A 16,724-nucleotide genomic window follows, 5' to 3' on the forward strand; every position below is an offset into this window, starting at 1 on the left:
ATGTAATGCGTTAATGGAAAAAACAATGTTGGGTGAAGCTGGATTCATGACTGGATTGAAACCGGATGTGTTAGATCCGATGATTGATTTTGTAAAGGATGTAGAGCCTGGATATAGTAGTATTTTAGCAGTTTCAGAAGTAGAGGCTGCGATGCGTAAGACGAAAGTGAATAAAACAAAAACAGTTTGTACATTTTGTGGTGTAGGTTGTTCATTTGAAGTATGGACGAAAGACCGCCACATTTTGAAAGTACAGCCTGTTTCAGATGCGCCGGTTAACGGTATTTCCACATGTGTAAAAGGCAAATTTGGATGGGATTTTGTAAACAGTGAAGATCGAATTACAAAGCCATTAATTCGCCAAGGAGATATGTTTGTTGAAGCTTCATGGGAAGAGGCTCTTGAAGTTGTTGCATCCAATATGCAGCATATTAAATCAGAATATGGCAGTGATGCATTTGGGTTTATTTCCTCTTCGAAAGTAACGAATGAAGAAAATTATCTTATGCAAAAACTAGCCCGTCAAATATATGGAACGAATAATGTAGACAACTGTTCCCGTTATTGTCAATCTCCAGCAACAGACGGTTTATTCAAAACTGTCGGTATGGGCGGGGACGCTGGAACAGTGAAAGATATTGCGGAAGCTGGCCTTGTCATTATCGTTGGAGCAAATCCAACAGAAGGACATCCTGTACTTGCAACTCGTGTAAAACGTGCTCATAAATTACATGACCAAAAATTAATTGTGGCGGACCTTCGTAAACATGAAATGGCAGAGCGTGCGGATTTATTCATTCATCCGCGCCAAGGAACTGATTACGTATGGCTCGCTGGTATTACGAAATATATTATTGATCAAGATTGGCACGATAAAAAGTTCATAGCTGAAAATGTGAAGAATTTTGATGAATATAGCAAAATGGTAGAAAAGTATACGCTTGATTATACAGAAGAAATTACGGGGATTTCGAAAGAAAATCTGAAAGAAATGGCTCGTATGGTATATGAAGCAGATGGTACTTGTGTACTTTGGGGAATGGGTGTAACTCAAAATACTGGAGGAAGTACAACTTCAGCAGCAATTTCAAATCTATTGCTTGTTACGGGTAACTATCGTCGTCCTGGTGCAGGAGCATACCCATTACGCGGACATAATAACGTACAAGGTGCTTGTGATATGGCAACATTACCAAACTGGCTTCCAGGTTACCAAGCAGTTTCAGATGATGCGCTCCGTGCGAAATTTGAAACTGCATACGGTACTACAATTCCGAAAGCACCAGGGTTAAATAATATTGCAATGTTACTTGCGGCAGATGAAGGAAAACTGCGTGGTATGTATGTTATGGGTGAAGAAATGGCTTTAGTAGATTCGAATGCCAACCATGTACAACATATTTTAGCGAATTTAGATTTCCTTGTTGTTCAAGATATGTTCTTGTCGAAAACAGCTCGTTTTGCTGATGTTATTTTACCGGCAGCACCAAGCTTAGAAAAAGAGGGAACATTTACGAATACAGAGCGCCGTATTCAAAGATTATATGAAGTATTGAAGCCGCTTGGTGATTCAAAGCCAGACTGGTGGATTTTACAAAAAGTAGCTCGTGCACTTGGCGGGGACTGGAATTATGAAAGTCCAAGTGAAATCATGGATGAAATTGCATCGCTTGCACCTTTATATTCTCAGGCGACATACGATCGTTTAGAAGGATGGAATAGTTTATGTTGGGGTAGCCATGATGGTAGTGATACACCACTATTATATGTGGACGGATTTAACTTCCCAGATAAACTAGCTCGTCTATCATTAGATGAATGGGTACCACCAGTTGTAGCGCCAGATGAGTATGATTTACTTTTAAATAATGGTCGTATGTTAGAACATTTCCATGAAGGGAATATGACGAATAAATCGGCTGGTATTTTATCTAAAGTATCTGAAGTGTTCGTTGAAATCTCGCCTGAACTCGCCCTAGAGCGCAATGTGAAAGATGGTGGTCTTGTAGAATTAGCATCACCATTTGGGAAAATTAAAGTACAGGCACTTGTTACAGATCGTGTAACGGGGAAAGAGCTATATTTACCGATGCATGCAACGGTAAATGAAGAGGCAATCAATATTTTAACTGGAACGGCGACAGATCTTTATACGTGTACACCAGCGTACAAACAAACGATGGTAAAGATGCGTGTACTACGTGAAAAAGGGAATCGTCCGTTACCATCTTCAAACCCGAGAGATAAAAAGCGTAATCCGCAAAACGGTGTTGAAATCCAGCAAAAATGGCAAAGAAAACAATACGTATCACTTGTGGACTAGGGGGCGGAGATAGTGGCGAAAGAAATTACTGTAATTAAAAAGAAAGTTGTAACAGAGGAAGAACAGAAACAGCAAGTAGCAGATGAACTTCTAAATGAGCTATCTAATAATCGTGAAGCAGTAGAAGAAACGATGCAGCTTTTAGCACAGTTGCAGAAGGCTGGTATATTAGATGCGGCAATTAGTTTACTTGCTGCGAAGGAAGATGTTTCAAAAATCGCTGTGGAGCAATTAAATCGTGAACCCGTTAAAAATGCGTTAAACAATATGATGGGGGCAGGAGAAGCGTTATCTTCAGTTGACCCAGAAATAACGAAGCAAATTACGTCAAGTTTAGTTACAGGGTTGCAATTTGCAACAGACGAATTAAATAGTGGTAAAAAAACAAAAGTGATGGATTTCTTTAAAGTATTAAAAGATCCAGATATCAATAGAGCTATTACATTCGGTTTTAGCTTCTTGAAAGCATTTGGACAAGGGTTAGAGAAAAAATAGAATAAATGAAAAAGTGATGGGAAGTAGCCATCACTTTTTTCATTATATGTATAAGAGTGTTCATGTTAAGCGGAATATATTATTATTAAAAAGATGGATTAGAACTGGAAATGTGGAATCCATCTCAAATACCGTTTTAGAATTTGGAGGAATATATGCAACACCGTAAAAAACTATCTATACCAGGAGTAATGAGACATTCCTTTCAAACAGTTAAATTTGCTTTTTGGAATGTATTAACTTTTCAACTTGCTTATAAATTATTAGCAGCGATTGTGTTTGTTCCACTATTTGGAATCATTTTTAATAAGTTATTGTATTTTGGTGGTTATGCAAATGCGACAAATGATGAATTATTAGCGTTTTTAAAGACGCCTTATGGCATCTTAGCAATTGTAATTTTGTCATTGTTAGCACTGTTTCTTATCTTTACAGAATTTGCGGTGCTTATTATTATTTCGTATTTCGCTCATAAAAGACAGAAGGTGAAATTACGTCCGATTTTATATAAAACGGTAACGTATTTACCTACTCTTTTCACATATTGCTTACCAGGATTTATTTTATATGCTGTCGTATTGTTGCCTCTTTTAAATATGGGATATGAAACGGCATTAATCCCGCAAATTCAAATTCCTAACTTTATTACAGGAGAACTGTTTAAGACAACGATGGGGCAAGTTGGTTATTACACGTTCTTTGCTGTAGTCGCGTATTTGAATCTTCGATGGATTTTCGTTCTACCTATTGTTGTTTTAGAGCAAAAATCATTTCGCGTGGCAGCACGTAAAAGTGCAAATTTAGTAAAGGAAAGCTTTTTTAAAGTACTACTCTTTTTAGTAGGATTTTTTATTTCAATTGGAATTGTATATGTCGTATTTTTGGGAATATATTTATTGTGCCTATGGGGTGTTTATGAATTTACAAACCCGAAAGGAACATTTGCATTATTAGCTGAATCAACGATTTCTGTATTTTTAACGAGTACGTTGTATTTATTTAGTTTTATCGTGACGCCATTTTATATTATGGCGATTACGCGATTATACTTACAAAAGGTACCGGTTGAAGATGTTTTATTAGAAGAAGGATTAGATTATTCGAAAACGAAAGCAGATAAATGTTTCTTCCAAAAACATCGCTGGAAATTTATTGGCGTATATATTGTGGGGATTATTACTGCCGGAATGGTTGTTGCCTTCATTGTAACGTTTATTTCAAATTCGTATAAAGAACCAATTATTATGGCGCACCGCGGGTATATATCAAAAGGCGTAGAAAATACGAAAGAAGCTGTGCAAGGTGCTATTGATGCAAAAGCAGACTACGCTGAAATAGATGTATTACAAACGAAAGACGGTGAACTAGCGGTTATACATGATTTGAAGCTGAAACGTCTCGCAAATGCAAATGTGCATGTGTCAGATTTAACGATGGCTGAGTTAAGGCAGCTTACCCTTAGTCAAGATGGACTTTCAGGACAAATAAGTACACTTGATGAAATCATTAAGCTAGCAAATGGCAAAATCAAACTTAATATAGAAGTGAAGCTTCATGGGGGCGAAAAAGACTTTGTAAACAAAGTCTTAAAAACGATTAAAGATAATGAATTTGAGAAGCAATGTGTAATTCAAACGTTACACTATCCGCTTATTAAAGAGTTTAAGCGTGCAAATCCAGATATAAAAGTAGGGTATATATTGTATGCAAGTAGAGCTAACTTAAAGAATGTGAAGGCTGACTTTTACGTAGCAGAAGAATATATGTTAAATAAGAAATTAGTAAAAGAAGCAAGGAAGTTAAACAAACCAATTTACGTATGGACAGTAAATGATATGGAAAATTTAAAGGCATATTATAAGTTAAACGTAGATGGTATCATAACTGATTACCCTGAAGATGCACGTGAAACAATTAAGATGTTAAAAGAGCAAGAAGCGGAAGAAAGTGATCTGTTTGATAAAATTACTGAAACGACAGATGATTTGTTTTTAAAATTATTTATAAGTTACCCAGCTGCTAGCTAAATGCTAGCAGCTGTTTTTTTGTGAAAAGAATATATCTCTAAAGTATTAAGTAAAGTAATAACTGTATATGTATACGTTATCGTTTAGTTTTTTACATTGTTACATTATTGTCAAATAATAAATGATTACTGTTTATTTTGAAGAAGTATAATAAAAATTGAGTGAAAGATAATGGAATGTCACGAAACCCCTAATAGAATCAATGTTTTATATATTTACACTATTCTAAATATATAAACTTTAGAAAAATGATATGTTAGCGTTTTCATAACTTTTAAGTTATGCTAGAATAAGGACATAAGTTATTAATTATTACAAAAAGAAAAAAGAATCTCTTTTTTCTGTTAATTATAAGGGGGCATTTCATTATGCGTATTGGGGTACCAGCAGAAATTAAAAACAACGAAAACCGTGTGGCAATGACACCAGCAGGTGTTGTACATTTAATTCGTAACAATCACGAAGTATTCATTCAAAAGGGTGCAGGTTTAGGATCTGGTTTCACAGACGCTCAGTATGTTGAAGCGGGAGCAAAAATTGTTGATACAGCTGAAGAAGCTTGGAACATGGAAATGGTTATGAAAGTTAAAGAACCAATTGAAAGCGAATACAAACACTTCAGTGAAGGCTTAATCTTATTCACATACTTACACTTAGCTCCAGAGCCAGAATTAACAAAAGCGTTAATTGAGAAGAAAGTTGTTGCGATTGCATACGAAACAGTACAATTAGAAAACCGTTCTCTACCATTACTTGCACCTATGAGTGAAGTAGCTGGTCGTATGGCTGCACAAATTGGTGCGCAATTCCTTGAGAAAAACAAAGGCGGTAAAGGTATCTTACTTGCAGGTGTTCCAGGAGTTAAACGTGGTAAAGTAACAATCATCGGTGGTGGACAAGCTGGTACAAATGCTGCTAAAATTGCAGTTGGACTAGGTGCGGATGTAACAATCATCGACTTAAGTGCAGAACGTCTTCGTCAATTAGATGACATTTTCGGAAACCAAGTAAAAACTTTAATGTCTAATCCTTACAATATTGCAGAAGCTGTAAAAGAGTCTGATCTTGTAATCGGTGCAGTATTAATCCCAGGTGCAAAAGCGCCAAAACTTGTAACAGAAGAAATGATTAAATCAATGGAACCAGGTTCTGTTGTTGTAGATATCGCGATTGACCAAGGTGGTATTTTCGAAACAACTGACCGTATTACAACTCATGATAACCCAACTTACGAAAAACACGGCGTTGTTCATTATGCAGTTGCAAACATGCCAGGTGCGGTTCCACGTACATCAACTCTTGCATTAACAAACGTAACAGTACCATATGCAGTACAAATTGCTAACAAAGGCTACAAAGAAGCTTGCCTAGGCAACTCTGCATTACTAAAAGGTATTAACACATTAGATGGCTATGTAACATTTGAAGCAGTTGCAGAAGCTCACGGTGTAGAGTACAAAGGTGCTAAAGAATTATTAGAAGCAGAAACAGTATCTTGCTAATAGAAGCATTATACAAAACAAAATCGAACAATATATAATACAACATGATAAGAGCTAAGAGATAATACCTCTTAGCTCTTCTTAGTAAAAGGGGGCATACATCGTGGCCAACCTATTTAAAAAGAAATCCGTTACGCAATTGTTAGGGGAAAGTAAAAGTAAAACTTTGACGAAAACGCTAGGGGCATTTGACCTAACAATGCTAGGGATTGGTGCGATAATTGGTACAGGAGTTCTAGTATTAACTGGATTAGTAGCAGCAAGAGATGCTGGTCCAGCAGTTATTTTTTCATTTATGATTGCAGCAATTGTTTGTGGATTTGCAGCATTATGTTATGCAGAAGTTGCATCTACACTTCCTGTTTCAGGTAGTGTGTACACATATTCGTATGCAACAATTGGTGAGTTTGTTGCTCATTTAATGGGATGGACATTACTATCCGTATATGTCGTAACGACTGCCGCAGTAGCTGGCGGATGGACTGGTTATTTCAATAATTTAGTGAGTGGACTGGGACTTGAAATTCCGAAAGCGTTGCTAACAATTCCAGCGCAAGGTGGTATGGTAAACTTACCAGCAGTTATCGTTACGTTAGTGATAACTTGGTTATTATCACGAGGTACGAAAGAAAGTAAGCGTGTGAATAACATAATGGTATTAATTAAAATTGGTATTGTTGTTTTATTCATTGCAGTTGGTGTATTCTACGTGAAACCAGAAAACTGGATACCATTTGCACCTTACGGTTTAAGTGGAGTGTTCGCAGGGGGAGCAGCAGTATTCTTTGCTTTCTTAGGATTTGATGCATTAGCAACTTCTGCTGAAGAAGTAAAAAATCCGCAACGTGATCTACCAATTGGTATTATTGCTTCGTTAGTTATTTGTACAATCATTTATGTTGTAGTTTGTCTTGTTATGACAGGCATGGTTTCTTATAAGGAATTAGATGTACCTGAAGCTATGGCATATGTGTTAGAAGTTGTAGGACAAGATAAAGTGGCTGGTGTAATTGCTATTGGAGCTGTAATCGGTATTATGGCTGTAATTTTCGCTTACATTTATGCGACAACACGTGTATTCTTCGCAATGAGTCGTGACGGTTTATTACCAAAATCTTTTGCGAAAATTAACAAGAAGACTGAAGCGCCAACATTTTCAGTTTGGTTAACAGGAATTGGTAGTGCTTTAATTGCTGGATTTATCGATTTAAAAGAATTGTCGAATTTAGCGAATATTGGAGCGTTATTAACATTCGCCATGGTTGGTGTAACTGTTATCATTCTTCGTAAAACGCATCCGAAATTACAACGTGGATTTATGGTACCACTTGTACCGATCTTACCGATTATTTCAATTGCATGTTGTCTATTCTTAATGGTAAATTTACCGTTAACAACATGGATATACTTTGGTATTTGGTTAGCGATTGGAGTAGTTGTATACTTTGTTTATTCGAAAAAACATAGTCATTTAAAAGACGATGGAAGTTCGCAGGATAATTTAGATCAAGCTAATTAAAGGGATATAAAATAGTAAGCCTTGTGCGTCTAGGGAGCGCGCAAGGTTTTTCTTTTGGATAAAAAAGGAAAGTAAGGTAACTTTATCGAATTTTTATGTCGGAATATGAAAAAAGGGTGGGAGCAAAATGCGAGAAACGAAAGTTGTTGTTGGAGCAGAGGGGTATAATAATAATCCTGGTTGGTTACATACGAATGAAGAAGAATTAAATTTATTGCGAAGAGAAACTTGGCTTGATAAAGTGAAACTCAATTCTTTATCAGCAATTTTAGCGGAACATGTATGGGAGCATTTATCGTACGAAGAAGGAATTGAAGCTGCAAAAATTTGTTATGAGTTTTTAATGGAGAATGGATATATTCGTTGTGCAGTACCAGATGGATTTTTTCCAGATGAAGAATATCAGCAGGGTGTACAAGTAGGTGGACCTGGTCCATTAGAGCATCCAGCAGCAAGCCATAAAATTGTTCATAACTATAAAACAATCACGTCCATGTTTGAATCAGCAGGTTTTCAAGTGAGGCTCTTAGAATACTGTGATGAGAATGGTAAGTTTCACTATAATGATTGGAATGAGAAAGATGGATTTATTTATCGATCGAAACGTTTTGACCATAGAAATCGGGATAATCAGTTAGGATTTGTTTCTTTAATTGTGGATGCGGTGAAAAATAAAAAGTAAGTAAAAAGGGGTGTGCGAATTGTACATCCTTTTTTGTATGAGAATATAGAGGATGCGGAAAATATGTATATGCCTTACTAAAATGTGAACGGAATGTTCATAAAAAAAATTCAGATTTCATTGACACATATGAGTAGGCGCTCATATAATAAGAGTATAAGATATATGAATGATTGTTCATATGTTCAATTAAAGAGGTGAGCTATAATGGCTGGAAATAAAGTGGAAACACCACAAGAGACATGTTCTCAAACAATAATTCATGAAGAAGTTGTTGAGCAAGTAAAACAAACAATTCCAACTGATGAAAGTTTAAGTAAAGTAGCAGAACTATTTAAAGTATTAGGTGACCGTACACGTACGAGAATATTACATGCGCTATTTGAAGCTGAAATGTGCGTTTGTGATTTAGCTTATTTATTAGGAATGACACAATCATCTATTTCGCATCAGCTTCGTGTGTTAAAGCAAGCGAAACTTGTAAAGAATCGTAAAGAAGGAAAGGTTGTTTATTATTCGTTAGCTGACCAGCACGTAATTCATATCTTCGAGCAAGCGTTTGAACACGTAAACGAAGAAGAATAAAAAGAACGCGAGGAGGGAGAACGATGGCTGAAGCATTAGTGAAAAAGAAACTGATGTTAGAAGGTTTAGATTGTGCGAACTGTGCAATGAAAATTGAAAAAGGTGTTGGGAATATAGAAGGAGTAAATTCTTGCTCTGTAAACTTCGCAACAAAGACAATGATCTTAGAAACAGCACAAAATAAAGAAAACGAAGTTGTTACGGAAGCAAAACAACTCGTTACAAAATTAGAACCGCATATTAAAGTGCAAGAAGAACAAAAAAATAAAATTGCTAAAGAAGTATTTATATTAGAAGGTTTAGATTGCGCGAACTGTGCAATGAAAATTGAAAATAAAGTTAAGGAAATGCCAGCTGTCTCAGAAGCGACTGTTGATTTCGTATCGAAGAAACTACGAGTAGAAATTGCGAATAAAAGAGAACTAGAAGCGACTGTAGTAAATATAACAAATGTCGTTCAAAAGTTAGAGCCAGATGTGAAAGTTGTTCGTGAAGAGAAGAACGGTCATGACCACGGACATAGTCACGATCATGGTGAAGCAAACGTGAAAAAGATGGTAGGGAGATTAGTGGTCGGCGGAATTTTGACAGCAATTGCTGCATTAGCGGGCTTACCACAAATGGTAACAATTCCGTTATTCGTCCTTGCTTATTTATTAATAGGTGGAGATATCGTTTGGAGAGCGGTAAGAAACATAACTCGTGGCCAAGTATTTGATGAAAACTTCTTAATGGCAATTGCAACTGTAGGAGCTTTTGCAATTCAGCAATATTCAGAAGCTGTAGCAGTAATGCTATTTTATCAAGTAGGAGAACTATTCCAAAGCATTGCGGTAAACCGCTCTCGAAAATCAATTACTTCATTAATGGATATTCGTCCTGATTATGCGAATGTAAAGGTTGGGAATGAAACGAAACAAGTATCGCCAGAAGATGTACAAATTGGCGATTATATTATCGTTAAGCCAGGTGAGAAAGTACCATTAGACGGAAAAGTAATTGAAGGAACATCAATGGTAGATACTTCAGCATTAACTGGTGAATCTGTACCACGTGAAGTTGAAGTTGGAAATGATGTATTAAGTGGCTTTGTGAACCAAAACGGTGTATTAACAATTGAAGTTACAAAAGAATTCGGTGAATCAACTGTATCGAAAATTTTAGATTTAGTTCAAAATGCAAGCAGTAAAAAAGCACCAACAGAAAACTTTATTACGAAGTTTGCGCGTTACTACACTCCAGTTGTAGTTATTACAGCGGCGATCATGGCGTTTATTCCACCACTTATTTTAGAAGGAGCTACATTCTCTGAGTGGATTTATAGAGCTTTAGTGTTCTTAGTAATCTCTTGTCCATGTGCGTTAGTTGTATCCATTCCTCTTGGATTCTTTGGAGGTATCGGTGGTGCATCTAAAAGTGGTGTGTTAGTAAAAGGTAGTAACTATTTAGAAGCTTTAAATGATGTGAAATATATTGTTTTTGACAAAACAGGAACATTAACAAAAGGTGTTTTCAAAGTTACAAAAATGGAACCGAGCGAAGGTACTACAAGTGAAGAGTTATTAGAGTATGCGGCATTTGCTGAAGTGTATTCTAACCATCCGATTGCCCAATCTATTCGAAAGGCATATGGAAAATCAATTGATGAAAAAATAATCGATGATTATAACGAAATTTCTGGTCACGGTACAGTCGTGAAAGTACAAGGAAAAGAAATTTTTGCAGGTAATGCAAAATTAATGAGAAAAGAAAATATTGAATTTAAACAACCAGAAACAGTAGGTACATTAGTTCACGTTGCTGTAGATGGAAAATATGCAGGTTATATTGTTATCTCTGATGAGGTAAAAGAGGATTCGAAACAAGCGATTCAAAAGTTAAAAGAACTAGGTATTAAAAAGACAGTAATGTTAACTGGTGATGCAAAAACAGTTGGTGAAGCTGTCGGTAAAGAATTGGGCTTAGATGAAGTTCATGCGGAATTACTACCGCAACAAAAAGTAGAAGAGATTGAAAAAATTGATGCAGCGAAGCACGGAAAAGAAAAAATTGCCTTCGTTGGTGACGGTATTAACGATACACCAGTATTAGCCCGTGCAGACGTTGGTATTGCGATGGGTGGTTTAGGATCAGATGCAGCAATTGAAGCGGCAGACATCGTTATTATGACTGATGAGCCTTCAAAAATTGCGACAGCTGTAAAAATTGCAAAACGCACAAGAAGTATAGTGTGGCAAAATATCATCTTTGCTTTAGGTGTAAAAGGGATTGTTCTATTACTTGGTGCCTTTGGTATTGCAACAATGTGGGAAGCTGTTTTCTCAGATGTTGGTGTGACACTACTTGCAGTGTTAAATGCAATGCGTGTATTACGAGTGAAAGATTTATAAAAAAGAGGACGCAACCTGCGTCCTCTTTTTTATTAGTGATTTTGTTGAAATTGATTTAATAAAATAATATCAAATATTATTTTACTTTTAAATAGTGTAATATTAAAATTTACAAATAAAACACATTCGTCTTATTATTTTAATATATTTTTTACAAATATCCATATAGTATTGAAAAAACAGAGAAGGAGAAACTTCTCTGTTTACTTTTGTATGTTTTTTTCAACTTGTTCTCGAACAGTTTGGATGTAATTCATTTTATGATCCCAACATTCTTGGCTTAAATCGACAGGATACTCTTCGGGATTTAAAGTTCGCATGTATTCTTCCCAAAATAGAGCGAGACTCTGTGCACTATATTGTTGAATATCTAATATACTTGGTAGTTCATATGTTCTTTCACCGTTAACGAAAATGTCTTTATGCAGTTCACGGGCTTCAAAGTTTGTTACGAATTTACTTATATATGTGTGAACTGGATGGAACATTTTTAAGCGCTCTTCTTTTCCAGGTTCTTCAGAATCTAACGCAATATAATCACCTTCTGCATGATCGTTAACACGATTGATAATACGATAAATTCGTTTCAGTCCTGGAGTGGTAATTTTTTCAGGGTTAGATGAAATTTTAATCGTATCATTTAATTTTCCGTCAGTATCTTCAATCGCAACTAGTTTGTAAACAGCTCCTAATGCAGGTTGCTCAAAGGACGTAATTAATTTTGTCCCAACGCCCCATACGTCAATTTTTGCCCCTTGAGATTTAAGGTGCATAATTGTGTATTCATCTAAATCGCTAGAAGCGATAATTTTTGTATTTGTAAATCCTGCTTCATCTAGTAGTTTTCTTGCCTTTTTAGATAAATAAGCCATATCACCACTATCAAGACGAATGCCATAGAAATCAATACGATCTCCAAATTCTTTTGCGACGCGAATCGCATTTGGAACACCAGATTTCAATGTGTCATATGTATCAATGAGAAAGACGCACTTTTTATGAGTTTCAGCGTATTTCTTAAATGCGACGTATTCATTGCGATATGCTTGAACGAAAGAGTGCGCATGTGTGCCAGCTACAGGGATCCCGAAGCGTTTTCCGGCACGAACGTTGCTTGTAGAGGAGAAACCACCAATAAAGGCAGCGCGTGTCCCCCAAAGGGCAGCATCGAACTCATGGGCACGTCTTGTGCCGAACTCTAAAAGCTCATCATTACTTGCAGCATGTTTCATACGAGCAGCTTTTGTTGCAATTAATGTTTGGTAATTCACAATATTTAAGAGGGCGGTTTCAATAATTTGTGCTTCACCGAGTGGTGCATCAACACGTAATAAAGGCTCGTTATTAAATACAACTTCACCTTCTTGCATACTGCGAATCGTCCCAGTGAATTTCATATTTTGTAAATAATGAAGGAATTCTTCTTCAAATTGTAATTCTGCTAAATAAGCGATATCGCTTTCAGTAAAACTGAAATTTTCTATGTACTCTACAATTTTCTCAAGGCCAGCAAAAACAGCGTAGCCATTCTCAAATGGAAGCTTTCGAAAATATAAATCAAAAACAGAACGGCGATTATGAATACCATCTTTCCAATATGTATAAGCCATGTTGATTTGATATAGGTCTGTATGTAAGGCATAACTATCGTCTTTATAATGAGTCATCGCGAGAACACCTCCATAATTTGGTTATAGTATACCAATTTTTCATCATTCGTAGCAAAGAAGAGATATTGATGTGAAGTCAAGAGAGAAAAAAATGAAATTATGCATATTTTTTAGAAAATTAACATTTATCAATTTATATTTCTCTCGATTTTATGTATTATTAGAGTAATGGGGTAATGAGAATGGAGGAGGACAATGCAACAAACATTAGAAAAAATAGGCAAACAAGTCTTTTACAAACGGCTCCAGCAAAAAATGACACAAGAAGAACTATGTCAGGGCATTTGTTCTGTCTCATACTTAAGTAAGATCGAAAATGGAAAGATCGAAGCATCAGAAGAAATTCTACAATTGCTCTGCACAAGACTGGAAATTGCCGTGACGGATTTGAGAGATGTAGAAGAAGATGTGAAGGGGAAGCTGGATGAATGGTTGAATGCACTAGTTCATTTGGACAAGCAACAAGTAGAACGTATATATGAAGAGTTGCAAGGTGAAATAAAGCATGTGTTGGATTTTGAAATTATAAATTATTATAAACTGCTGTATACACGTTATTTAATTATGAAAAGGGATTTTCCTGCACTCGAAGAAGAATTAGATAAGTTGAAGAAGGTATATAAAAAATATTCTCCATTTCAGAAGTTATTATATATGTATAGTAGAGGGTTATTGTGCTGTTTACAGTATAGATGGAAGGATGGGCTAGATTACTTATTAAAAACAGAAGTAATGGCCAAGGAACAAGGGTATCATGAAACAGGCTTGTATTATAATATAGCGCTTGCATATACTCATTTAGATATTCATCATCTTGCAATTCATTTTGTAAATATGGCATTAGAAGGATTTCGTAGTGAATATAAGTTTAGAAACATAATTAATTGTCAAATCCTTATTGCGGTAAGTTATACAGAAAAAGGTCAGTATGAAGAAGCTTTAAAAATGTATGAAAGTATATTGAGAGAGGCCACATCTTTTGCTGATAAGGATGTACTATTAGCTATTACTTTAAGTAATATGGGAAGTATCTATTATAAAAAAGGAAAATATCAGCAAGCGAAAAAATATTATTTAGATAGTCTACAACTTCAAAAACAAATAGATTTAAACTATTTAGATACAATATATGAAATGGCATTAGTATGCATTAAATTAGAAGAGTTGGACGAGGCAAGGGCGTTAATTGATAAGGGAATTGATGCAGCGAAACAAGAAGAGAGATTTAATGCAAAATTATACTTGCTTTTAATGCTTAGATATAAATATTTTGAAGAAGCAAAAGATTATAAATTATTTTTGGAAAATGAGGCTATCCCGTTGTATAAATCTGCAGGAAATAAAATAGAATTAAAGAAAGTATACGTTGAACTAGCAGAACATTTTTCAAATTTATCGAGATTTGAAGAAAGTAATCGATATTATAGGTTAGTTATTGATTTGATGAATGATAATAAGGAGGAATAAAAATGAAAAAGATGGTATTTGGAGTATTAGCATTTATAGTGACTCTTACAGTTGCTGGAGGAATACATCAGTATAGCAGTAAACCTGATATTGTGGGTCAACAAGCTAAAACTGTTGAACAAGTTAATTCATAATAATCCCCCTTTCCAATCGGAAAGGGTTTTTTTTCAATATTTGTTCCTCAAAATTCTACAAAACTTGAGAAAAAAATTATTTGAATTTTTAGTATATTAATAGTGGAAACATAATGCTAATATGAAACTACTCTTTTTCAAAAAATTTTTTATTAGGGGGAAGGTTATATGAAAAAGAAGAGTTTAGCATTAGTGTTAGCGACAGGAATGGCAGTTACAACTTTTGGAGGGACAGGCTCTGCGTTTGCGGATTCTAAAAATGTGCTCTCTACGAAGAAGTACAATGAGACGGTGCAGTCACCTGAGTTTATTTCTGGTGATCTAACTGAAGCAACTGGTAAGAAAGCAGAATCTGTTGTGTTTGATTACTTAAACGCAGCAAAAGGTGATTACAAGCTAGGGGAAAAGAGTGCACAAGATTCTTTCAAAGTGAAACAAGTGAAGAAAGATGCTGTAACTGATTCAACAGTAGTACGTATGCAACAAGTTTACGAAGGAGTACCTGTATGGGGTTCTACTCAAGTAGCTCACGTAAGTAAAGACGGTTCTTTAAAAGTTTTGTCTGGAACAGTTGCACCTGATTTAGACAAAAAGGAAAAGTTGAAAAATAAAAATAAGATTGAAGGCGCAAAAGCGATTGAAATCGCGCAGCAAGATTTAGGTGTGACACCGAAATATGAGGTAGAACCAAAAGCGGACTTATATGTATATCAAAATGGTGAAGAAACAACATATGCATACGTTGTAAATCTAAACTTCTTAGATCCAAGTCCAGGAAACTACTACTATTTCATTGAAGCAGACAGCGGTAAAGTATTAAATAAGTTTAATACAATTGATCATGTGACAAATGATGATAAGTCACCAGTTAAGCAAGAGGCTCCTAAACAGGATGCGAAAGCAGTAGTAAAACCTGTAACAGGAACAAATAAAGTAGGAACTGGTAAAGGTGTATTAGGAGATACGAAATCACTTAATACAACATTATCTGGTTCATCTTACTACTTACAAGATAATACGCGCGGGGCAACGATTTTCACATATGATGCGAAAAACCGCTCAACATTACCAGGAACATTATGGGCAGATGCGGATAATGTTTTCAATGCAGCGTATGATGCAGCGGCAGTAGATGCTCATTACTATGCAGGTAGAACATATGATTATTATAAAGCTACATTTAACAGAAACTCTATTAATGATGCAGGAGCACCATTAAAATCAACAGTTCATTACGGAAGTAAGTATAATAATGCATTCTGGAATGGCTCACAAATGGTATACGGAGATGGTGATGGTGTAACATTCACTTCATTATCTGGTGGTATTGATGTAATTGGTCACGAATTAACGCATGCTGTTACGGAAAATAGCTCGAATTTAATTTATCAAAATGAATCAGGCGCATTAAATGAAGCGATTTCTGATATCTTTGGTACTTTAGTAGAATTCTATGATAACCGTAACCCAGATTGGGAGATTGGTGAAGATATTTACACGCCTGGTAAAGCAGGAGATGCGCTTCGCTCTATGAGTGATCCAGCGAAATATGGTGATCCAGACCATTATTCTAAGCGTTACACAGGTTCAAGTGATAACGGTGGCGTTCATACAAACAGCGGCATTATTAATAAACAAGCTTATTTATTAGTAAATGGCGGTACGCATTTTGGTGTAACTGTAACTGGTATCGGTAAAGATAAATTAGGTGCGATTTACTACCGTGCAAATACACAGTATTTCACGCAATCTACTACATTTAGCCAAGCTCGTGCTGGTGCAGTACAAGCTGCTGCAGACTTATATGGTGCAAATTCTGCTGAAGTAGCAGCGGTTAAGCAATCATTTAGTGCTGTTGGTATTAACTAAGGATTTAAAGGATAGCTATTAATAAAATACCTCAAAAATAAAGAAGGAGCCTATGCTCCTT

General features: G+C 35.7%; 12 protein-coding genes. 11 read left to right on the plus strand and 1 reads right to left on the minus strand.

From position 1 onward, the window contains the following. The 8 genes from fdhF to MR170_RS08605 form a co-directional block, all read left to right on the plus strand. The coding region (gene fdhF, locus MR170_RS08570) for a formate dehydrogenase subunit alpha (RefSeq protein ID WP_242307938.1) at positions 1–2,323 on the plus strand (2,323 nt) is incomplete at its 5' end. A 12-nt stretch (positions 2,324–2,335) separates the two neighbouring features. After that, the gene (locus tag MR170_RS08575; protein ID WP_001040540.1) at positions 2,336–2,818 is read left to right on the plus strand and encodes a helical membrane plugin domain-containing protein; all 483 of its coding nucleotides are present in this window, start codon (positions 2,336–2,338) and stop codon (positions 2,816–2,818) included. A 155-nt stretch (positions 2,819–2,973) separates the two neighbouring features. Next, positions 2,974–4,845, plus strand: coding sequence for a glycerophosphodiester phosphodiesterase (locus MR170_RS08580; RefSeq protein WP_001164720.1), 1,872 nt, complete (start codon positions 2,974–2,976; stop codon positions 4,843–4,845). Between the two features lie 368 nt (positions 4,846–5,213). Next, positions 5,214–6,347, plus strand: a complete 1,134-nt coding sequence (ald, locus tag MR170_RS08585) for an alanine dehydrogenase (protein WP_001219741.1) — start codon at positions 5,214–5,216, stop codon at positions 6,345–6,347. 103 nt (positions 6,348–6,450) lie between these two features. Next, positions 6,451–7,866, plus strand: a complete 1,416-nt coding sequence (locus tag MR170_RS08590; RefSeq protein WP_001284896.1) for an amino acid permease — start codon at positions 6,451–6,453, stop codon at positions 7,864–7,866. Between the two features lie 127 nt (positions 7,867–7,993). After that, entirely contained in the window at positions 7,994–8,548 is a 555-nt protein-coding gene (locus MR170_RS08595; protein WP_242307940.1) for a class I SAM-dependent methyltransferase, read from the plus strand. 207 nt (positions 8,549–8,755) lie between these two features. Further along, positions 8,756–9,133: an ArsR/SmtB family transcription factor gene (locus tag MR170_RS08600; protein WP_000918378.1), complete on the plus strand. Its 378-nt coding sequence runs from the start codon at positions 8,756–8,758 to the stop codon at positions 9,131–9,133. A gap of 23 nt (positions 9,134–9,156) precedes the next feature. Further along, positions 9,157–11,523, plus strand: coding sequence for a heavy metal translocating P-type ATPase (locus tag MR170_RS08605; RefSeq protein ID WP_088115194.1), 2,367 nt, complete (start codon positions 9,157–9,159; stop codon positions 11,521–11,523). Between the two features lie 203 nt (positions 11,524–11,726). Here the strand turns inward: MR170_RS08605 and MR170_RS08610 are convergent, their stop codons facing one another. Then, positions 11,727–13,190, minus strand: coding sequence for a nicotinate phosphoribosyltransferase (locus MR170_RS08610; RefSeq protein ID WP_242307942.1), 1,464 nt, complete (start codon positions 13,188–13,190; stop codon positions 11,727–11,729). Between the two features lie 198 nt (positions 13,191–13,388). Here MR170_RS08610 and MR170_RS08615 point away from each other — a divergent pair, with 198 nt between their 5' ends. From MR170_RS08615 to MR170_RS08625, 3 genes are all read left to right on the plus strand, one after another. Further along, on the plus strand, positions 13,389–14,660 hold the full coding sequence (locus tag MR170_RS08615) for a tetratricopeptide repeat protein (RefSeq protein ID WP_242307944.1): 1,272 nt from the start codon (positions 13,389–13,391) through the stop codon (positions 14,658–14,660). A 2-nt stretch (positions 14,661–14,662) separates the two neighbouring features. Continuing rightward, complete coding sequence (nprX, locus tag MR170_RS08620) at positions 14,663–14,794, plus strand: quorum-signaling peptide NprX (protein WP_000738912.1); 132 nt, start codon at positions 14,663–14,665, stop codon at positions 14,792–14,794. 168 nt (positions 14,795–14,962) lie between these two features. Further along, the gene (locus tag MR170_RS08625; RefSeq protein WP_242307947.1) at positions 14,963–16,663 is read left to right on the plus strand and encodes a M4 family metallopeptidase; all 1,701 of its coding nucleotides are present in this window, start codon (positions 14,963–14,965) and stop codon (positions 16,661–16,663) included. Positions 16,664–16,724: the final 61 nt, after the last annotated feature.

Origin of the sequence: Bacillus cereus group sp. BfR-BA-01524, from assembly GCF_022662595.1 — a bacterium.
GTDB classification, from domain to species: Bacteria; Bacillota; Bacilli; order Bacillales; family Bacillaceae_G; genus Bacillus_A; species Bacillus_A thuringiensis_S.